This window comes from Moraxella nasovis (genome assembly GCF_022701215.1).
GTDB classification, from domain to species: Bacteria; Pseudomonadota; Gammaproteobacteria; order Pseudomonadales; family Moraxellaceae; genus Moraxella; species Moraxella nasovis.
The window spans coordinates 638,569-659,701 of record NZ_CP089976.1; the positions used below are offsets into that span (position 1 = coordinate 638,569).

A 21,133-nucleotide genomic window follows, 5' to 3' on the forward strand; every position below is an offset into this window, starting at 1 on the left:
GGAGTTGGTATGCAAACTGTTACTTTGCAATTTGATGATGTCTATTATCAAGAATTGGTTAGTCAAGTGGGCGAAGACAATTTATCAGACTTTTTTAAAACAGTATCCGAACCCTATTTATGGCTTCACAAAAAAAGTCATGAGCCATCAGATGATGAATTAAGCCCAATGCACCGAAAAATCTTAGATGAACGCTTGGCAAGTTACCAATCTGATGGCAATAAAGGCAAGCCCTATCAATCGGTTTTGGCTGATATTCGCAAAACACTTGGTTAACTGTATGGCTTTTAATATTTTAATTCGCAGTGAAGCACAAAATGATATTGCACAAATTGCCCATTGGTACAAAAGCCAAGCGAACAATCTGGACAAACGTTTTTTGACTGCTCTTGAACACACCTTGGAAAAATTAAGCTATATGGCAGACAGCCATGCAATTATTTATCAAAATACTCGCAAAATTTTATTGCATAAATTCCCCTATGCAGTACATTATCAGATTGATGGTTTTGATGTGATTGTTTTTGCAGTATTACACGGTAGCCAAAATCCCATCAATTGGCAAATTAGGGCGGACAATGTTTAACCTTTATTAAGGCACATTAAACTTTCTAACACTTTTTTATAAAATACAAGTTATAAAATGCAAGCGTTCAACATACCCTAATTATTCACAAACTAGTTTATTGTTTAAAAGAGAAAACAACATGACCATCTCCAATTCACCCAACCTACTCATTGACGGCTATGAAGTGATTATCGGCATTGAAATCCATTGCCAGTTAAACACGGACAGCAAAATATTCTCAAACGCTCCCACCACCTTTGGGCAAGCACCGAACACGGCAGCCACGATTGTGGATTTGGGTTTTCCTGGGGCATTGCCTGTCTTGAACGAAGGCGTGATTGAGCGTGCCTTAAAATTTGGCTTAGGAGTCAATGCCAAACTTGGCACCTATAACACCTTTGACCGCAAAAACTACTTTTATCCTGACCTACCCAAAGGCTACCAAATCACCCAAATGGCAAACCCTATTGTCGGCAAAGGCTACATTGACGTGCTCGTCAATGCAGGGCAAAAAGACGAATACACCAAGCGTATCGGCATCACACGGGCTCACCTAGAAGAAGATGCAGGAAAATCAGTGCATGATGCTGTACCACAGATGACAGGCGTGGACTTAAACCGTGCTGGCACACCCTTGATTGAGATTGTCTCTGAACCTGATATGCGTTCGGTGGGTGAAGCTGTGGCTTATGTCAAGACCATTCATGAGCTGGTTACTTGGCTTGGCATCTCAGACGCTGTCATGGCAGAAGGCTCGTTTCGTGCCGACATCAACGTCTCAGTGCATAAGCCAAACACCCCCTTTGGCACACGCTGTGAGCTAAAAAACCTAAATTCATTTCGCTTTATTGAACGTGCCATCAAATCAGAAGTGGAGCGACAAATCGATCTGATTGAAGACGGTGGAACAGTCGTGCAAGCCACTCGCCTATACGACCCTGAGCAAGATGAAACCCGTGCCATGCGTACCAAAGAAGAAGCCAACGACTACCGCTATTTTCCAGACCCCGACCTATTGCCTGTCGTGATTTCTGATGAAACGCTCGCCAAAGTGCGTGCCGATATGCCAGAGCTACCTAGTCATCGTAAAGAGCGATTTGTGAATGAATTTGGCTTGACTGCTTATGACGCACTCGTGCTAAACGGTAGCCGTGAATTGTCGGATTATTTTTTGCAAGTAGTTGATATTATTGGAAAAAACTACGCCAAGATTGGGGCAAACTGGGTCATGGGCGAGCTGTCTGGGGCATTAAATAAAAATGAACTGACAATTGCAAACTCCCCCATCTCCGCCGAACGCTTGGCAGGGCTTATCATGCGTATCAATGACAACACCATCAGCGGTAAAATCGCCAAAGAAGTGTTTAGTTTTATGTGGGAGACTGACAAAACCGCCGATGAAATCATCAATGAAAAAGGACTAAAACAAGAAACCGACACAGGGGCGATTACCGCCATCATCAGCGAAGTCTTGGCGAATAATCAAGCGATGGTGGACGAGTACAAATCTGGCAAAGAAAAAGCCTTTAATGGGCTGGTTGGGCAAGTCATGAAAGCAAGTCGTGGCAAAGCAAACCCAGCTCAGGTCAATCAGTTGTTAAAAGAGATGATTGGGTGAATTGGGTAAATGATAAAGCCAAATCCAAATAGATTTGGCTTTATCATAAAATATATTAACAAAAGGGAATAATATAATTATGTCATTTCAAACACCAGTCACTATTGCGAATGCGATAAGTCAAATTGAAAATAGTAAATACTTAGTTCCAGCTATTCAAAGAGAATTTGTTTGGAAACACGATCGAATTGAGCAGCTTTTTGATTCACTTATGCAAGGCTACCCAATCAGCTCATTTTTATTTTGGGAGGTTCAAGAACAAAATGTCAATCAATTTAAATTTTATAAAATCATTAAAGATTTTCGTGAACGCTACAAAACCCACAATGAAGAATACAACACATCTGGATCCAATGGGTTTTACGCCATTTTAGACGGACAACAAAGATTAACATCATTATATATTGGCTTAAAGGGAAGTTTTGCCTATAAAACCCCTAGAAAAAAATGGGAAGATAATCAAAATTCATTACCTACTAGGGATTTGTATTTAAATATTACAAAGGAACTATCTGAACAAGAAAATGGAAGAAAATATCAGTTTCAATTTTTAGATAGAAATTTAACCAACCAAAAAAATTTCTATGATAAAGATGAGCAAAAATGGTTCAGAGTATCACATATTTTAGACTATACTGATGATAAAAAATTAGGTGATATGATAAAGAATTTGGACAGCGAATTTGCTAGAAAATCTATCAGACAACTAAAAAGAGTTATTCATGAGAGACAAATTATAAATTTTTATCTAGAAGAAGAACAAAATCTAGATAAAGCATTAAAAATATTTATAAGAATAAATAGTGGCGGAATAGCATTAAGTTTTTCGGATTTAATTATGTCTATTGCTATTTCAAATTGGAAAACCAAAGACGCAAGAAGAGAAATATTAGGCTTGGTTGATGAGATAAAAAATAAAGATTTTCATATATCAAAAGATTTAATATTAAAAACATTTTTATACCTATATAGTACAGATATTGGCTTTAAAGTAACAAATTTTTCATCGGAAAAAGCAAAAATATTTGAAGATAATTGGCTAAGTATTAAGAATGCTATTTTATCTACCTTTGATTTGATTAAATCATTTGGTTTTGATGAATATAATTTAACATCAAAAAATTCCATCATTCCTATTATTTATTACTTATATCATAGAAATATCTATAAAGACTTTACCCATAAAGTAGAATTTAAGAATGAAAGAAAAATCATAAAAGAATGGCTACATATTGTACTAATAAACAGAGTTTTTGGCGGTACTTCTGATAGTACATTATCTCAAATCAGAAAAGTTTTTTCCAATGATGTGGTAAAAGAACCAATTAAATTAGACATTGATATATTTCCTAAAATTCAAATGCTTGATAGTATTAGAAAAGACATGGTTATTGATTATGATAATATTTTAAATATACAATATGAAGATAAGTATGCCTTCTCTATATTGTCATTACTTTATCCCAATTTAGATTACAAAAACAACAATTTTCATAAAGACCATTTGCACCCAGAAACTAGCTACGAGCTATTAAGCGATGACTTAAAAGAAAAATATAGTCGTGAGGTTTATAATTCCATTATCAATTTACAAATGCTCGGTGCAAATGAAAATTCATCTAAACAAAACAAAGAATTAGCAGAATGGGTTTCTCAAGAAACGCAAACCAAAAACAAAGAAGAATTTTTGGATAATCATTTAATTCCCGATATTGATTTGAGTTTAATGAATTTTGATGTATTTGTGGAAAAAAGAAAAGCGTTAATTATCAAAAAGTTAAAAGAATTAGTAGGCACTCTTGAATAATGAAAAATGATAACACAAAACCAATCAAGCCCCTACTCCACCGTGCCGACAGCCTACTCTTTGCCACAGGGGCAGACATTGTGGACAGCAGTCTGCCTGACCTGACTTTCGGAGCAATAGCGGTATATAGCAAGGCAAACCCTGCACAGATCAATCAGCTGTTAAAGCAGATGCTTGGGTAAAGCAAATAATTAAAAATTTAGTCAAATCCAACGTGGGTTTGGCTTTTTTTTGGCGATAAATTTTATCTTTATTTTTGCCTAACTTCCACTTTAAATTTTAAAAAAAATTAACAACAAAATCATTACTTTTTTATTGCCATTTAAAATACTTTTTGTTATATTAAGTATGCCTATTTTTTTCATAATAAGGATATCTTATGGCTTCACTACTGCACACAGGAACCCTACCAACCGACATCATCGCTGCCTTAGAGGGTGATTTTGATGGACTAAAACCTAGCGTCTATAAAGATGGTAGCTATCGCCTGCGTCGTTATTCCAAAATCGTCTATAACAAAGACGACAAGCACATTGATTTACTGCGTGGCACAAACTTTTGCCAAAGCAGTGAATTTAATAAATTCCAAGGCGATGTGGTGCGTGAATATGACGACATCAGCGATGAACTCATTGCCAGCGAAGGTTTTTTACGCATTGTTGATACCTTTGCTAACGAAGGCGGTTTACCAAAAGACGCAACTATTGATGTACATCAAATTCGTGTGGTCGCCAAAGACCCAGCCAAACCTACCGTAACCACCCCAGAAGGCATTCATCAAGACGGCTACAACCGCATTGGTATGTTCACCGTCAGCTTCAAAAATGCCGAAGGAGCAGAGCTTCGTATCTATAGCGATAACGACCCTGACACCGTCCTAGAAAAAATCCCCAGCAAAACAGGCGGATACTGCGTGGTAGATGATAGCGATTTATGGCATTATGCTACCGAGATTAGCAGTGATGACGGCAATGGTTATTGGGATTTGTTTGTTTTGACTGCCAATATGAACTGATTTATCTAAGAAACCATCACCATTTTGATGAATTAACGCCAATTTTATATTGGCGTTATTTTTTTAAATCACCCATCGCACAGTCAATCTGATGACCGTAAAATACTAGGCAATCATACGAATATGACAAAACCCCACCATCGTCTGGTAGGGTTTTGATCGTATTGATAAACAGTAAAAACAAAAAGCCAAAACTTAGTGTTGATGACCGCCAGCACCATGTGCATGACCGTGTGCGATTTCATCAGCAGTCGCTGCACGCACCTCTACAATCTCCACATCAAAAGTTAAAGCCTGACCTGCCAATGGGTGGTTACCATCTACAACCACTTCTTCATCAGTCACTTCTTTGACCGTAACCAGCATCACATGACCGTCATCGGTTTGTGATTGGAACTGCATACCTGCTTCAATGTTATCCACGCCTTGGAAATTGGCACGTGGCACAGATTGCACCGCTTCTGCGATATATTCGCCATACGCATCTTCTGGGGCGATGGTGGCAGTGAACTTATCGCCTGCTGATTTACCTTCCATTTGGGCTTCTAAACCCGGAATGATATTGTGATGACCGTGTAGATATGCCAACGGCTCACCACGAGATTGATCTAATGTCTCGCCTTTATCGTTCGTCAGTGTGTAGTTAAACTTAACAACGGTATCTTTTGCGATTGTAGTCATAAATCACCTAAATTTGCGGTATGTCACCGCTTTAGTTTATTACATTGCCAAATTCATTTTAATAAAATTTAGCAATACCTAAGCATATTATAACAGACTTTCAGCCATTATGTCGTAAATTTACAAAATCGTAACTTGATGGCGATAATAATATTTGGGTTGAGTTTTTCATTTAGGTGCATTATGATATTTTTCATTTTGACAATCAGATTTTATGAACCACCTAACTTATCATCTAGACTTTAGCCGATTCAATGAACACCTTGTTAATGTTAAGCTAGACTTCATTGCTAAAACTAACTCGCCCACAGTATGGCTGCCAAGCTGGATTGCAGGCAGCTATTTGATTCGTGAATTTAGCAAAAATATCACAAACGTAAAATACAGCACAGACATCACACACAGAGCCGATAAGCTTAGCAAAAACACTTGGCAACTATCTCACGTCCATGCAGGCGAGACAGTCAGCATACAGTATGAAGTGTACTGCTATGACTTATCGGTACGGACGGCATTTGTTGATCATCTAAGATTATTTGGTAATTTTACATCGCTCTTACTGATGGTGACCCAGTGCGAACAAGCAATGTGCCAAATCACACTGTCTGTGCCAAATGCTTTTTTTGATCGCAATCCAAATGCCATACTTGCTTGTGGACTACCGCATGACACACACCACGATGGTGATGCCACGCTTTATCAACTGCGTCCTATCCAAGCCTTTGAAAGCTATGATTATCCATTTGAGATTGCATCTCAAGATGAATTTTGCTTTGATGTCAGCTGCAATCATAAGACCATCGCTCATAGGTTTTTTGTTAGTGGTATTCATTTTGGCGACCTAGATCGTCTAAAAACAGACGTTCGCAAGATTTGCCAAAGCTATGTTACTTGGCTTGAAGATGTACCGTTTGGTGACTACACCTTTATGTTGCTTGCAACCGATAACGAGTACGGTGGACTTGAACATATTAACTCAACCGCCCTTGTCAGTCCAAGAAGTGACCTGCCAAGTATTCATGAGCCTAAGCAGCCAACGGCTGACTATCAACGGCTACTTGGGCTATGTAGCCATGAATATTTTCATGCATGGTGGGTCAAAACTGTCCGCCCTGATGTCATGATGACAAGTAGTCTACAAGCAGAAGCTTATACGCCACTTCTATGGGTATTTGAAGGCTTTACCAGCTACGTTGATGATTTTATGCTATTACAATCAGGAGTTATCAATAAAGATGACTATGCCAAACTGCTGACAGCCCAAATTAATCGCTATCAAGCAACCAATGGGCGACATCATCAAAGCGTTGCCGAATCAAGCTTTGATGCGTGGATTAAGCTGTATCGCCCTGACGAAAATTCTAGCAACCACAGCATTAGTTATTATAACAAAGGGGCGTTGGTCGCATGGCTGCTTGATGTTACTCTCATGACGCATTCAGCGGGTCGGTATCGCTTGTTTGATGTCATAAAAGCCTTTTATAATAAAGCAAAAACCACACCAAATGGTCGCTTTGGCATGACAGATGAAAACTTAAGCGAGACTATCAGCTATTTTATCGCACCGTCTGTTTGGCAAGAATTTTATCAAAAATACATTATTGGCACAGATGAGTTGCCTATTAACGAAACTCTGACAATGCTTGGGGTTACCTATACCAAAAAGAATCTTGATAAACCGTGGGGTATGCAAACTAACAGCACGCCTGCAGGTCTTAAAATCACCCATATTGACACAAATAGCGATGCCAGTCGTGCAGGATTATCTGCAATGGACACCATTATTGCCATTGATGGCATTCGTGCCACGTCATCAGTACTTAATGCCGCTATCCAACGTCAAAAGCACCAATCAACGCCAATCTGTGTATGGGCGTTTCACCAAGATCGTCTGTGTCATTTTAACGTGCAAGCAAGAGAGCTTGACCATCAAAATGAACAAATCACCATCACTGCTATGCCTAACGGTGCTTGGCTTGATGGATTTTGGGCGTAGCTTTTTTCTCACTGTTATTTGAAAAGCTTGGTTTTAAATGGGGCTGTAAGCGATGCTTAATCACCCCTATTTTTAGCAGCTGGTCATCTGATAAGGTTAATGTGCGGTATTCTCCAACGCCAATGATGCCTGCTAACTTAAGCGACCAAGGTCCCACTTGATAGCGAATCAATCGCAGGCACGGCAAGCCGACATGGGCAACCATGCGACGAACTTGACGATTTTTTCCTTCAAATATCGTCATCATAAGCCATGCTGTTGGTATGTTTTTTCGTTCACGAATGGGTGGATTTCTCTCCCAAAGCACAACAGGTAACTCATGCTCATCTAGGTGCTTGACGATGGCAGGCAATGTTTTGCCATCTTTTAACCAAACACCGTCTGCTAACGCCTTTATTTGTGCCTTGGTGGGGGTGTTTTCTACTTGTACAAGATAAGTCTTACCAAAGAGTTTTTTGGCATTTGGCGTAGGCGTGGTGATGGCATGGTTTAATGCACCATTATCAGTTAAAACCAACAATCCTTCGCTGTCTTTATCCAAACGCCCCGCCACTCTTAAAGATTTATCGCTAAAATAATCAAGTAGCGTTGGCATTGTCTCATTGTCTTTTTTAAATTGGCTATGCACCCCAAAAGGCTTGTTAAATAAGATTACTTTTGTCATAACTTGTCTTTTAAATAAAACCATCATACATTTAATGGGCGTATATCGCAACAAAAACACCGCCCTAAGACGGTGTTTTTAATCTTCTTGCCCAAGAAATTAGCCTCTTAGACCTCTTTGCATTTCTTCAAATTTTGCGACGATATTTGCTTTTGGTGGTGCAGTCATTAGACTAACCACAACCGTTGCAATCGCACTAAACGTAAAGCCAGGTAAGATAGAATAAATGGCATCATTAGCAGGCTGTCCGCCGATGGTAAAACCACCATACACCCAGATAATTACCGTTAATGCACCCACAATCATACCAGCAAGAGCACCGTTACGGTTCATGCGTTTCCACATTAAGCTTAAGATAACCAGCGGACCAAATGCTGCCCCAAAACCTGCCCATGCATGTGACACTAGGCTCAATACCGAGCTATTTTTATCGCCCGCTAAAATAATAGCGACAACTGCTACCGCCAGCACTGAGATACGCCCTACTAGTACTTGACGAGCTTCAGAAGCCTCCTTATCAAGAAACAGCTTATACACATCACGAGTCAGCGAGCTTGACACCACCAAAAGCTGACTTGAGATGGTACTCATAATTGCCGCTAAAATTGCTGCAAGCAAAAAACCTGAAATCAGTGGGTGGAATAAAAGCTGAGAGAACACCAAGAAAATCGTCTCTGGATCTTCTAATGTCATATTGTGATTTTTAATATAAGCGACGCCAGATAAGCCCACCATTAACGCACCGATTAAGCTAAGAATCATCCAGCTCATACCGATATTACGAGCCACAGGCACATCTTTTACCGAGCGAATCGCCATAAAACGCACGATGATATGCGGCTGACCAAAGTAGCCAAAACCCCACGCCATCAGCGAGATAACGCCCATGACGGTTACACCATTCATTAAGTTAAATAGCTCAGGATTTACGCTATGTGCGACCGAAATACCTACATCCCAACCGCCAATGTTAGTAAATGCCACGATTGGTACAAGTAGCATGGCGACAAGCATAATCACACCTTGTACAAAATCGGTCATAGACACTGCCAAAAAGCCGCCAAACAGCGTATAAGCCACGACCACGCCAGCAGTAACCCAAAGCCCAAGCTGATAATCTAAGCCAAGCGAGCTTTCAAATAGTTTACCACCACCCACTAAGCTTGCTGCTGTATATACTGTAAAAAATACGATAACAACAATCGCTGAAGTCATACGCAGCATATGCGATGAGTCGTTAAACCGATTTGAGAAATAGTCAGGCAAGGTAATGGCATTATCTGCCACTTCAGTGAACACACGAAGACGTGGAGCGACGATAATGTAGTTTAAGGTTGCACCAATGGTTAGACCCAGTGCAATCCAAATACTCACAATGCCAGATGAATACATATACCCAGGCAAGCCCAAAAGTAGCCAGCCTGACATATCTGAAGCACCTGCTGATAAAGCGGTTACTGCAGGCCCTAGATTACGACCGCCTAGCATATAGCCTTCCACGTCGCTTTTTTGCTTAAAATACGCATATACGCCAATGCCGATCATCAGCAGAAAATAAAGAGCGAGCGAAATCCACACGCCAGATTCAATAACACCATTCATGGTATCTCCTTGATTTTACGATATTTTTATATTTGTCTTTGGACTTAACTTCTTAATTTTGTATTATAAAGTGCTAAGACAAACAAAATTCTACGATACAAATAAGATCTTAAAAAAGACCTTTAGCAACGCTATTATAACAAGATGGCAACTTTTTAGCATAATTATTAAAATTTTTATTCAATTTACTGTATTTTTATCAATTTTTTAGCTAAATTTATCTTCTTTTGCTTTTAAAATAGTGCTATAATATCTAGTTGTCTTTTTTGATAAATTAATAAAGGCAGTTCTCAAATAAGCTGGTCGCAAGCTTATTTATTTTTAATTTTTAAGGAATCATCATGAGCTATAAATTAAACGCTGTTTTGCGTAGCGAAGACAAGCAGGGTAAGGGTGCGAGCCGCCGCCTGCGTAAAGAAAACCTAGTTCCTGCCATTGTGTATGGCGGTGAAGGTGAAGCACTGAGCATCGCCATCAAGCACAACGAACTTATCAAAGCCCTAAGCGAAGAGTCATTCTTTTCAAGCATCATCACCCTAGTGGTAGATGGCAATACAGAAGAAGTCATCATCAAAGCATTACAACGCCACCCATCTAAGGGTCTGCCACTACACGCCGATTTTCAGCGTATTGTTCGTGGTCAAGCCATGCAGTTTACTGTACCTGTACACTTTGTTGGTGAAGCAACTGGCGTAGAAGCTGGCGGCGTACTACAAACCAACATCACCGAGCTTGACATCAACTGCTTGCCACGTCAATTGCCAGAATTTATTGAAGTTGATGTAAGCAAACTTGAAATTGGTGATTTGCTACGTCTATCTGACATCAAACTAGAAGACGGTGTAACCATCGCTGACCTAGATAGCGGTGCAACAGACCGTGTGGTAGTAAGCGTACAAGCACCGACTGTTGAAGAAGAGCCAGAAGAAGAAGTGGACGAAACCGAAGTCATTGAAGGCGACATTGAGACCGTTGAAGGCGAAGCTCAATCTGACGACAAAGATGGCAAAGATGAAGATAAAGACGAAGATAAGTCTGACAAAGAATAAGCCTATGAGTTACTCAAAAAAGCCAATGACATTCATTGGCTTTTTGTTTTGGGAAATGGCTAAAAAATGTTAGAATATGCGTTTTAGTATCACGGAATATGGTATGATCAAACTCATTGTGGGACTTGGCAATATCGGCAACAGTTATCAAGACACTCGGCATAATGCAGGCTTTTGGTTCATAGATTTGATTGCCCAAAAATATGGCATCCGTCTAAATTATGACAAAAAATTCTTGGGCGATGTCGGTCGTGGCGTGATTTGTGGTCATGATGTTCGGCTACTCAAACCGCACACGCTGATGAATCGCTCAGGGCTTGCTGTTGCACCGATGGCTAAGTTTTATGGCATCAAGCCAAGCGAGATTCTCATCGCTCATGATGAGCTTGACATTCCAGCTGGTAGCATTCGCTTAAAGATGGGTGGCGGACATGGTGGGCATAACGGACTAAAAGACATCGTGCCACATCTTGGGGCGGATTTTCATCGCCTGCGTGTCGGTATCGGACACCCCGGTCATGCCAGCCGTGTGAGTGCTTGGGTACTGTCCAAGCCAAGCTGTGATGATGCCATCAGTATTGAGCGTGCCTTAAATTGTGCGTTGGACAATCTTGACCTTATCATGGCAGGCGAGCTAGATAAGGCACGCAATATCATCAACGGCTTTAAGCTTGGCTAAATTTTTAAACTGGCTGACTTAAAGTTGGCTGACCAAGGTAGTTTAACCACGTCAATCAGTCCAAACGCCAAAGACAAGCTGTGTCATCAGTGCTATAATTAAGCCTAAACTTTGTAAGACAAGGTGCGTTATGAATCCTTATGCCAACTTAGAGCCACTGCATTTTTGTGGCGTAACTTTTGATGAACAGCTCATCAATAAATACAACCGACAAGGTCCACGCTACACTTCCTACCCCACTGCCTTAGAATTTTTGCCCATCAAAGACGGCACAGAACAACAAATTCTCCAACAAAAAGACCCAAGTACCCCCTTATCGCTGTATTTTCATATCCCATTTTGTCGGCATTTGTGCTACTACTGCGGTTGCAACAAAATCATCACCAAGAAAAATAGCGATGCTGGCGACTATTTGGATTATCTCATCAAAGAGATTCAGCACAAAAAATCCTTGCTCCAAGGCACGCCCATCGTCAAACAGCTACACCTTGGCGGTGGCACGCCGACTTTTTTTAGTGATGATGAACTAATAAGACTTTGGGAATTTTTGCACCATGAATTTGATTTTGCTGATGATGGCGACTATTCCATAGAAATTGACCCCAGAGAATTGGGCGAGCATACCCTAAGCACACTCAAAAGTCTGGGCTTTAATCGGCTAAGTTTTGGGGTGCAGGATTTAGAAGAAAAAGTACAAATCGCCGTCAATAGAGTTCAGCCTGAATCTCTTGTGCGGGCTGTGATGGCAGAGGCACGCCAATTGGACTTTAAATCCATCAACATTGATTTGATTTATGGATTGCCCCATCAGACTACCGATAGCATGGCAAAGACCGTCGCTAAAATTATCGATATCGCTCCAGACCGCCTGTCAGTCTTTAATTATGCACATCTGCCCGAGCGTTTTTTTGCCCAAAAACGCATTAATGAAACTGACTTGCCTAGCCCTTCTGACAAGCTGACCATGTTTGGCAATACCATTAATGCACTAGCTTTAGCAAATTATCAATACATCGGCATCGATCACTTCGCCAAGCCTGATGATGAAATGGCAATCGCTCAGCGAAATGGCAAATTACACCGTAATTTTCAAGGTTATGCCACGCTTGGCGAGTGCGACCTGATTGGTTTTGGCGTATCTGCAATCAGTCAAATCGGTCGCCATATCCTACAAAACCATACCGATCTTAAGCAGTACACCACCATGATTGCTGATGGTCAATTGCCTGCGGTCAAACACATCAAAGCCAACCCAAAAGACGCCCTTCGTCGCTATGTCATTATGAATTTATTATGCCATGATTATTTAGACTACGCTGATGTCAGTGGGCGATTTGGAATTGATGCTAAAAGCTACTTTGCTGAAGAAATCAACGCCCTACAAGACATGCAAAACGATGGTTTGGTACGTATTGATGAGCATGGCGTTCGTATTCTACCAAAGGGAAGAATTCTTGGGCGTAATGTCGCTATGGTCTTTGATGAATACTTAAGTAAAAAGCACGCAAGACGTTTTTCTAAGGTGATTTAGCACGCTAAACTAAAAAAATAAGCCATCATTGGCTTATTTTTTTGATCTTTTAAAAGAAGCAAATAGACCTTCGTGTTCAAATTTAGGAATTTTTAGGGTCATGGTATTTGATAAAATATCATGAAAAGCCAACCCCTTAGCGTGAAACATACCAAAGATATAATTGCCAAGCAGCCCTAAGAACGCACTGGCAATCACTGCAAGCCGAGCATGATACACCAAAGCCCCAATCATCGCACACAGTAAAGGCAACAAACAAGCACAAATAATACGTCGCACACTTTGTGACCAGCCTAGTAGTTCACCTGTTGCAGTCACCGTCTTTAATTGCCATGTCTGCATGCCTAATGTCTGCCCTGACTTACGCCAAAAAACCCCATAAAAACCTATCAACGTCAGCACAAATGCTGGCGACATGACGCCATTTTGATACCAGACTGGCAGCGATTGAGCATCTGCTGCCGTCTTACCCACCTCACCAAATGCCAAAGTCCCTACCACAGCCAACGCCAATGACACCAAGAACAGCATGGATAAAATCAGCATGCCATCATAAAGCATAGCAACCAATCGTACGATAGGCTTAGCGATGATGATATCTTGGGCTTGGGTGGTGGCAGTAGATATCGGACGGTTATTCTTAGCTTGTTTTAGCATGGTGGCTGTATAGATCAATGAAAAGTAGCAAGAATTATAACAGAAAAATAAAAAATCACCAAAATCTATGACTTTGGTGATTTACTTTATATGGCGCGCCCGGAGAGATTCGAACTCCCGACCCCTTAGTTCGTAGCCAAGTGCTCTATCCAACTGAGCTACGGGCGCTTATTTATCAAGCTATTGCTTGATGGTGTGCTATTATACTGGATAAATTTAGTAAGTCAAGCACTTTTTTTATTTTTTAAACTCAATTTTAAAAAATAAAAAATGGCGGTGACGGAGGGATTCGAACCCTCGATACAGTTTCCCGTATGCATCCTTAGCAGGGATGTGGTTTCAGCCACTCACCCACGTCACCGTTGTGGGCGAAAATTATATCAAATTTTCAGGATAATGCAAGACATTTTGATAAAATTTTTTAAAATAATTTTAAAATGCACTCGCCACGCAATAAAAATGCTATTATAAATACCTAATATGGCGTCTATTAAAGGTGTGTTATGCGTCCAGTTGTTTTGTGTTTTTCAGGGCTTGACCCATCGGGTGGGGCAGGTTTGCAGGCAGACATTGAATCCATCGGGCAAGCTTATGCTCATGCAGCGGTGGCGTGTACTGCTATCACCGTCCAAAGCTCGCAGGCAGTATTTGGTTTTGAGGCGGTGTCTTGTGAATTATTAAAAGCCCAAGCGATTGCCGTGCTTGATGATTTACCAGTCAAAGCCATCAAATCAGGTATGCTTGGCACGGTTGATAACATCAATCTGCTCGCCGAATTATTTCGTACAGGACGTATCGCTCCTGATACACCCTTCGTGCTAGACCCTGTGCTTGTGGCAAATTCTGGGGGCAGTCTTGGTGATAAAGACACGCTCGTAACCGCCTTTAAACAGCTTTTGCCCTACGCCACCATCATCACGCCAAACACACACGAACTGCGAGCATTAGCAGGGCTTGATGATTTGCATGACTGTGCCAAAGCCTTAAATGATGCAGGCGTTAAAGCCGTGCTTGTCAAGACATCGCATGATTTTGATGAAGGCGACATTCAGCAGTTTTTGTATATTGACGGTCAAATCGCTCACACCAGTATCATCACTCGTCTAGATGGCGAATTTCATGGCTCAGGCTGTTCTTTGGCAAGTCATATCGCAGGGCGATTGGCGATGGGTGATGATTTGATGAGTGCCGTCATGCGTGCTGATGATTGGATTGCCAAAACACTACACCATGCCGACACTCCCCACCCCAATAACCCCAAAGCTCAGCTGATTCCCAATCGGTTTTACACGACACCTTATCAGCGTTAAGCTGCTTTTTTTATCATAAATGCCTAATAGGGATTTAGGTGCTTTGGGTGCATAACCAATAGTAAGTTATGCGATGCCTTGCAAGATATTCATCGCTACGATTTCAACGAACTTTTGGAGTAAAAGCAAGCCAAATAATGCTGCAATCGGTGATAAATCCAGCATGCCTAAATTTGGCACGATACGGCGAAACGGTGCGATAATCGGCTCAGATAACGCCATGACAAGCTCAAGAGCAGGATGCATGACGTTGGCAAGCATAATCACCCAGCTTGCTACCACAGACGCTAAAATAATGTAGCGAAGCATGGCTAAAAACTTAATAATCGCTTGGATTGTTCCAATAAAAAACACCTGTAATGCTGTCAGAGATTCTTGCAAAATAAACGCATCTGCCACAAGATTTACCCAATACAGCAGCAACATTAATGCAATCGCTGCCAAACTGATTCGCCCTGCCATCACATTAGGAAATATGCGGGAAAACACATCAACAACACCCGTAAAACGGCGAACAGCGAGCATATAAGGATGGCGTGGATTAATATCAGCAAACTGCATCATAAAACGCAAAAAAAGTGCCAATAAACCAAAATTAATCAGCATATTGACGATAAGATAAATAGGACTGTTCATAAAATAATCGTTTTTTTTAAATTAATTAGGGTAATGTCAATAAATACAGCTAAGACTGGCTAAGCTCAATACTACGGTCGGCACAAGCTTGCATGGCATGCTGAATGCATTTACCTACGCCATTTTGCTCCATACTTGAGATGGCAGCAAATGTCGTACCGCCCTTGGACATGACTTTTTGTTTAAGCTCACTTGGATTGGCGTTGGTTGCCATAACTGCAGCACCTTGCATGGTTTGGGTAGCTAATGCCAAAGCCTTATCTTTATCTAGACCCATCTGCACTGCTTTATCAACCATCTGTTCTAACATATAAAAAAAGTATGCTGGTGCTGAGCCTGCCACTGCGGTTACCGCATGCAAATCGCTCTCATCATCTACCCAAACAGCAATCCCAGATGCCGCCATCACCGCTGCTGCTAGATCCTTATCTGATTGTGCAACTTTCCCAAAAAGCCCAGTCGCTCCAAACCCTACCGTTGATGGTAAATTTGGCATGGTTCGCACCACCCTATCTGACCCTGTCATAGCATAAAGCTTATCCATACCAAGCCCTGCTGCCACCGAGATGATAAGCTGACCATGACCTAAGGCAGGCTTAATACTCTTACATACGTCCGCCATCACTTGTGGCTTAACAGCTAGCACGACGATATCGCTTGTGCAGATTAGCTCATCGGCATCGCTTGACAGTACAGACGTTACGCCTTTTTTGGTAAATTCATCAAGCTTAGGCTGATTACGATCAGACACACGAATGTCAATGCTGATATTTTTTGTGCGTTTAGCATTGATAAGCCCATCGATCAAGGCAGATGACATATTGCCACCACCCACAAAGATGATGGACTTATCATTTAAAACAGTTAAGTCGGTGTTAAAATCAGTCATGATACGCTCCAGTATTTATTTTATAGGGTTATTGGCAATGCCAAAGTAGACTTGCATTGTACCTTATTTATAGCATTTCACCAAATCGCTTGACCACGTTACGCCAAGACTCATCAGATGGTCGCCATCTAACCATAAATGTCGTCTAAGCCATGGTGCAATACGCACTGTTTGGTAAAGTTTTTTGCCTGATAAGGCTCGGTGTTTGATGATAACTTTATCAGTCTTTGCGAGCGGTCGTGGCTTGGTTTTTGGGGCATTAAAAACGATGGCGTTATCAATCTTACTGATGAAATAGCCATCTTGCCACATAAAATCGCCTTGCAATGCCTGCCAAAGTCGCACATTCAAGCGATAAAGCACATTATCATATCGCATGAACACAAAACTGTCTTTTACGCCTTGCCAAAACAATCTTGTGGCATGATCGCCATCATTACGAGTTATCAGATGCGTGATGTCATCAATCAACTGACTGCCACAAGGAGCAATCTCATCGCCTTGTATAAATCTTTGGATAATGAGCGGGATAATGGCAGAGTGATGGCAATTAAGCTTATCAATACAAAGCTGGCTTTCAAATGTGTGCCTAACCTGCACGCACTCTTCTATCGCCTGATCCACATGGTGGGTGATAAATTCGTCAATCTGACCAAGATGGCAGCTGGCTTTAGCAAAGTTTTGAGTAAACTTTGGATTTAGCTTATATAAGTTTGGCAAAACGTTTTGTCTAAGAATGCTTCTTGTGTTTTTGCCTGTAAAATTAGTGGGGTCGTCGATGTATTGCAACTGATGCGTTTGGCAAAATTGATCAATTAAATCACGACCGGCAAAAAGCCAAGGGCGATACACCTTGATGGCTTTAGATGTGCCGTCTTGATTGATATTTCGCTTAATTTGAACAGGTTTCATCGCTGTTAGACCATGTAGTCCTGTGCCATTGATGAGACGCATAAGCATGGTCTCAGCCTGATCATCTGCATGATGCGCCAACAAAATCGCATCGCCATCTGACATCACTTCAAAAAACGCCTGATAACGTGCTTGTCTTGCACCATTTTCACTGTGATGGCAGACATCGACCGACACTACTTGACAAGGTAAATGGTGACATTTGGCAAATTGCACCACAAAATCTGCCCATAAATCGCTACTACGTTGTAGATTATGATTGACATGGATTAAGGTGGGCAGATAATCTAGCTTACCTGCTTTATGTAGTAGCACACAAGCAAACGCCAACGCCATAGAATCTCGACCACCACTACACGCCAGATACCATTGGGCTGTATCTTGGGCTTGACTGGCATGACTTTTTAGAAAGTTCGCCAAAAGCGTCAGCAAGTCGGTCATAAAAAGCAAGCCTTCTTTAAAATAAAATACACCATCAAAATAAAATACGCCATCAAACTCAAACAGTCAAATGAGTGCCTGCATGAATATAACATTTAGATAAAATGCTTGGCATTTTGCCTAATTTTCTCATCAAAGACAAGTCAAATCCCCACTTTTTATATAAAATCAGTTACAATACGCATTTTTGACCATATTACTATGCTCTTAGACATTAATCGCTATTCATTCGCCACTTATAAAAAAGAATTTATCGCCATCTTAACACTTGGGCTGCCCATGATGCTCTCACAAGTTGCCCAAGTTGGAACAGGCTTTATTGATACTGTCATGGCAGGTGGTGCAGGTAAAGAAGACTTGGCGGCTGTCGCCTTAGGTAATAGTTTTTTTATCACCATATACATCACCATGCTTGGCGTAATGACCGCCCTAAATCCGATGATTTCCCAAGCTCACGGTGCTGCCGTTAAAGGTGGTAACTCTCAAGCCATCGGTGAAATGGGGCGTCAAGGCATTTGGTTTGGTGCGTTAATGGGCTTAATAGGCATGCTACTCATGTGGCTTGCTGTTCGTCCATTTCAGGCATTTTTTGATCTCACCGACTACACACAAACCGTCGGCTCAAACTACATTTGGTTTGCAAGTCTTGCCATGCCTGCTGCCATGATTCATCGCAGTCTTCATGCTTATGCTTCAAGCTTAAACCGCCCAAAAGCCATCATGTGGGTCAGCTGGCTTTGCTTTTTTCTAAACATTCCCCTAAACTGGATTTTTGTTTATGGTGAATTTGGCATGCCTAAGCTTGGTGGTGCTGGCTGTGGTCTGGCAACAGCGATTGTATTTTGGGTAAATGCCATCGTGCTTGGGCTATTCATCGCTAAAGATAAGTACTTTAAAGAGTTTGGTCTAACCGATAAATTTAGCTTGCCTGATCTTAAGCTATTTGGTGATATTGCACGACTTGGCATACCGATTGGCTTTTCGTTTTTCATTGAGATTAGCTTATTTACCTGCATTATGTTCTTAGTGGCAAAGCTTGATGGGCATACCGAAAATCTTGTCGCCGCCCAGCAGATTGTCATCAGCCTTATTAGCTTAATTTATATGATTCCGCAGAGTATCGGAACAGCAAGCACCGTCCGTATCGGCTATGCACTTGGTCAAAACAGACCCGCCCAAGCTCGCTATATCAGCGGTGTATCGGTGTCTAGTGCGATTGTTGCTGCCATGATAACAGCTATCTTCTTGGTAGTCGCTCGCTATCCACTGGCTAAAATGTACACTGACGATTTAGCGGTCATCGGTATCGCCACAAACATCATGCTGTTTGCTGCAGCATTTCAGATGTTTGATGCAACCCAGACAGTGGCAAGCTATGCCTTACGTGGCTATAAAGTCACTAAAATCCCCATGATTATTCATGCTACTGCCTTTTGGGGCTGCGGTCTGATACCCGGCTTTATCTTAGCATTTTTTATGGGTATGGGAATCTATGGATTTTGGACAGCACTTGTTGTGTCGCTTTGTGTCGGCGCAGGGTTTTTAATGTGGTATCTAGAAAAATACAGCAAAGCCTATAAAATCCCTTCGCATACCGCCTAAACACTTACCAATTCACACACCAAACTATGCTTATGAGCAAGTTTGGTGATAACGCTTTAATATTGATTAACCAATAAAAACACCCCAAGCGGTTACAGCTTTTGTTATAATTAGACACTCATCACACTTGCGATTTTACAGATTATCATGAAAAAATACACCCCGCTTATCGCCATACTGACACTTAGCACGCCTGCAATCGCAGATGATTTGCCAAGCTTATCAAGCAGTCAATTTCATCAATGCCTTGATGGACTAAAATATACAGCAGCTTTTCGTGACGTATCTGGCGATACATTTGAACGTTATCGCCCAAGCGAGCCTGATCCTACGGTCATTCGCTCTTTAAACTATCAGCCAGAATTTAAAAAGGATGTCTGGGATTACCACGCTTCTTTGGTGGATAGTGAGCGTGTGGCAGACGGTCTAAATGCCAAGCGTGAGATGGCTGATACACTGCGTCGTATTGAGGCACGTTATGGCGTTAAAGCAGAGCATGTGCTTGGCGTATGGGGCGTGGAATCTAACTTTGGTCAGACGCTGGGTAAAAAAGACCTGTTCACAAGCCTAGCGACGCTGTCTTGCTTTGATCGTCGCCAAAGCTACTTTCGCAGCGAATATGCCAACGCCTTAAAAATCGTCCAAAACGGAGACATTTCCCCTGCTGACATGACAGGCTCATGGGCGGGTGCCTTTGGTCAGACACAGTTTATGCCAAGCACCTTTTTAGAGCTTGCAGTGGATTTTGATGGTGATGGTCGTAAAGACTTGGTAAACTCTAAAGCCGACGCCTTGGCAAGCACTGCCAACTTTTTGTCAAAACGTGGCTATCGCACAGGTGAGCCTTGGGGTTATGAAGTTGTGCTTAATGGCTATGATGGCACAAGCGGACGCCGAAATAAAAAACCCATCAGCTATTGGCAAAGCATGGGGATTACGCTACCTGACGGCAGACCACTACCATATAATATGACATCGGCAGGACTGCTACTTCCTGCTGGTAAAAATGGGCCTGCCTTCCTAGTGGGGAAAAACTTTGACACGTTTTATAGCTATAACGCCTCTGAAAGCTACGCTCTTGCCATCGCCCATTTAGCTACTTTACTTGAATATGAAAGCACCAATACCAACTTTGCCACGCCTTGGCCAACAGATGATGCAGGTATTGGTCGCCGTGAAGCCAAAGAAATTCAGCAAGCCTTGCTCAATGCAGGCTATGACATTGGTAATGTTGATGGCATTATTGGGGATAATACACGTCGTGCGATTATGGATTATCAGCGTAAAATGGGTGTGAGTGTAGATGGACGAGCAGGTCAAAAATTCCATAGACTGATTACATCTCAGATCAGTACACAACAAGCTTATCCATACAGCAGCAGTACGCCAACACAGCCTAAGGCGATAACATATCGCAAGGTGCTAAATGCAGATGGCACAGTTTCGCTCATTCCCATGCCTTAGTGTTTTTTGGTC

Annotated in this window: 20 protein-coding genes and 2 tRNA genes; 13 read left to right on the forward strand and 9 right to left on the reverse strand. The window is 41.6% G+C overall.

The window, feature by feature from the left end; genetic code table 11:
• Window positions 1-9 precede the first annotated feature (9 nt).
• The 6 genes from LU293_RS03175 (at window position 10) to LU293_RS03200 (ending at window position 5,008) form a co-directional block, all read left to right on the forward strand.
• Window positions 10-276, forward strand: coding sequence for a hypothetical protein (locus tag LU293_RS03175; protein WP_242748656.1), 267 nt, complete (start codon window positions 10-12; stop codon window positions 274-276).
• Window positions 277-280: 4 nt separating this feature from the next.
• A complete protein-coding gene (locus LU293_RS03180) occupies window positions 281-586 on the forward strand; it encodes a type II toxin-antitoxin system RelE/ParE family toxin (RefSeq protein ID WP_242748658.1) in 306 nt (101 codons plus the stop codon).
• Window positions 587-707: 121 nt separating this feature from the next.
• Window positions 708-2,186: an Asp-tRNA(Asn)/Glu-tRNA(Gln) amidotransferase subunit GatB gene (gatB, locus tag LU293_RS03185; RefSeq protein WP_242748660.1), complete on the forward strand. Its 1,479-nt coding sequence runs from the start codon at window positions 708-710 to the stop codon at window positions 2,184-2,186.
• Between the two features lie 79 nt (window positions 2,187-2,265).
• The gene (locus LU293_RS03190) at window positions 2,266-3,993 is read left to right on the forward strand and encodes a DUF262 domain-containing protein (RefSeq protein ID WP_242748662.1); all 1,728 of its coding nucleotides are present in this window, start codon (window positions 2,266-2,268) and stop codon (window positions 3,991-3,993) included.
• A complete protein-coding gene (locus LU293_RS03195) occupies window positions 3,993-4,175 on the forward strand; it encodes a hypothetical protein (protein WP_242748664.1) in 183 nt (60 codons plus the stop codon). The genes LU293_RS03190 and LU293_RS03195 overlap by 1 nt, the downstream gene beginning before the upstream one ends.
• Window positions 4,176-4,372: 197 nt before the next feature.
• Window positions 4,373-5,008, forward strand: a complete 636-nt coding sequence (locus LU293_RS03200; protein ID WP_242748666.1) for a 2OG-Fe dioxygenase family protein — start codon at window positions 4,373-4,375, stop codon at window positions 5,006-5,008.
• 195 nt (window positions 5,009-5,203) lie between these two features.
• On the opposite strand, the gene LU293_RS03205 is transcribed toward LU293_RS03200, so the two are convergent.
• Window positions 5,204-5,689, reverse strand: a complete 486-nt coding sequence (locus LU293_RS03205; protein WP_242748668.1) for an FKBP-type peptidyl-prolyl cis-trans isomerase — start codon at window positions 5,687-5,689, stop codon at window positions 5,204-5,206.
• 214 nt (window positions 5,690-5,903) lie between these two features.
• Here LU293_RS03205 and LU293_RS03210 point away from each other — a divergent pair, with 214 nt between their 5' ends.
• Entirely contained in the window at window positions 5,904-7,685 is a 1,782-nt protein-coding gene (locus LU293_RS03210) for a M61 family metallopeptidase (RefSeq protein ID WP_242748670.1), read from the forward strand.
• On the opposite strand, the gene LU293_RS03215 is transcribed toward LU293_RS03210, so the two are convergent.
• Both LU293_RS03215 and putP read right to left on the reverse strand, forming a co-directional pair.
• The gene (locus LU293_RS03215; protein ID WP_242748672.1) at window positions 7,651-8,349 is read right to left on the reverse strand and encodes a pseudouridine synthase; all 699 of its coding nucleotides are present in this window, start codon (window positions 8,347-8,349) and stop codon (window positions 7,651-7,653) included. The genes LU293_RS03210 and LU293_RS03215 overlap by 35 nt on opposite strands.
• Before the next feature lie 99 nt (window positions 8,350-8,448).
• Window positions 8,449-9,951: a sodium/proline symporter PutP gene (gene putP / locus LU293_RS03220; RefSeq protein ID WP_242748674.1), complete on the reverse strand. Its 1,503-nt coding sequence runs from the start codon at window positions 9,949-9,951 to the stop codon at window positions 8,449-8,451.
• 338 nt (window positions 9,952-10,289) lie between these two features.
• On the opposite strand from putP, the gene LU293_RS03225 reads away from it, so the two are divergent.
• The 3 genes from LU293_RS03225 (at window position 10,290) to hemN (ending at window position 13,210) form a co-directional block, all read left to right on the forward strand.
• Window positions 10,290-11,000 carry a 50S ribosomal protein L25/general stress protein Ctc gene (locus LU293_RS03225; protein WP_242749641.1) on the forward strand — a complete coding sequence of 237 codons (711 nt, stop codon included), beginning with the start codon at window positions 10,290-10,292 and terminating at the stop codon, window positions 10,998-11,000.
• A gap of 76 nt (window positions 11,001-11,076) precedes the next feature.
• The gene (gene pth / locus LU293_RS03230; RefSeq protein ID WP_375540348.1) at window positions 11,077-11,679 is read left to right on the forward strand and encodes an aminoacyl-tRNA hydrolase; all 603 of its coding nucleotides are present in this window, start codon (window positions 11,077-11,079) and stop codon (window positions 11,677-11,679) included.
• Window positions 11,680-11,809: 130 nt separating this feature from the next.
• Window positions 11,810-13,210 carry an oxygen-independent coproporphyrinogen III oxidase gene (gene hemN / locus LU293_RS03235; protein ID WP_242748682.1) on the forward strand — a complete coding sequence of 467 codons (1,401 nt, stop codon included), beginning with the start codon at window positions 11,810-11,812 and terminating at the stop codon, window positions 13,208-13,210.
• 33 nt (window positions 13,211-13,243) lie between these two features.
• Here the strand turns inward: hemN and LU293_RS03240 are convergent, their stop codons facing one another.
• The 3 genes from LU293_RS03240 to LU293_RS03250 form a co-directional block, all read right to left on the reverse strand.
• Window positions 13,244-13,867, reverse strand: a complete 624-nt coding sequence (locus LU293_RS03240) for an RDD family protein (protein WP_242748690.1) — start codon at window positions 13,865-13,867, stop codon at window positions 13,244-13,246.
• A 91-nt stretch (window positions 13,868-13,958) separates the two neighbouring features.
• Window positions 13,959-14,035: transfer RNA gene (locus LU293_RS03245), tRNA-Arg, on the reverse strand.
• Between the two features lie 103 nt (window positions 14,036-14,138).
• Window positions 14,139-14,228, reverse strand: a tRNA-Ser gene (locus LU293_RS03250).
• Between the two features lie 142 nt (window positions 14,229-14,370).
• On the opposite strand from LU293_RS03250, the gene LU293_RS03255 reads away from it, so the two are divergent.
• Complete coding sequence (locus LU293_RS03255; protein ID WP_242748692.1) at window positions 14,371-15,177, forward strand: hydroxymethylpyrimidine/phosphomethylpyrimidine kinase; 807 nt, start codon at window positions 14,371-14,373, stop codon at window positions 15,175-15,177.
• Between the two features lie 66 nt (window positions 15,178-15,243).
• Here LU293_RS03255 and LU293_RS03260 read toward each other — a convergent pair whose 3' ends face one another.
• The 3 genes from LU293_RS03260 to tilS all read right to left on the reverse strand — a co-directional run bounded on the left by LU293_RS03260 (window position 15,244) and on the right by tilS (window position 18,055).
• Window positions 15,244-15,813: a YggT family protein gene (locus LU293_RS03260; RefSeq protein WP_242748694.1), complete on the reverse strand. Its 570-nt coding sequence runs from the start codon at window positions 15,811-15,813 to the stop codon at window positions 15,244-15,246.
• Window positions 15,814-15,862: 49 nt separating this feature from the next.
• Entirely contained in the window at window positions 15,863-16,702 is an 840-nt protein-coding gene (gene proC, locus LU293_RS03265; protein WP_242748707.1) for a pyrroline-5-carboxylate reductase, read from the reverse strand.
• A 63-nt stretch (window positions 16,703-16,765) separates the two neighbouring features.
• Window positions 16,766-18,055, reverse strand: a complete 1,290-nt coding sequence (gene tilS, locus LU293_RS03270; protein WP_242748709.1) for a tRNA lysidine(34) synthetase TilS — start codon at window positions 18,053-18,055, stop codon at window positions 16,766-16,768.
• Between the two features lie 201 nt (window positions 18,056-18,256).
• Here tilS and LU293_RS03275 point away from each other — a divergent pair, with 201 nt between their 5' ends.
• Both LU293_RS03275 and LU293_RS03280 read left to right on the forward strand, forming a co-directional pair.
• Window positions 18,257-19,657: an MATE family efflux transporter gene (locus LU293_RS03275; protein WP_242748711.1), complete on the forward strand. Its 1,401-nt coding sequence runs from the start codon at window positions 18,257-18,259 to the stop codon at window positions 19,655-19,657.
• A 147-nt stretch (window positions 19,658-19,804) separates the two neighbouring features.
• Window positions 19,805-21,121: a lytic murein transglycosylase gene (locus LU293_RS03280; protein ID WP_242748713.1), complete on the forward strand. Its 1,317-nt coding sequence runs from the start codon at window positions 19,805-19,807 to the stop codon at window positions 21,119-21,121.
• Window positions 21,122-21,133: the final 12 nt, after the last annotated feature.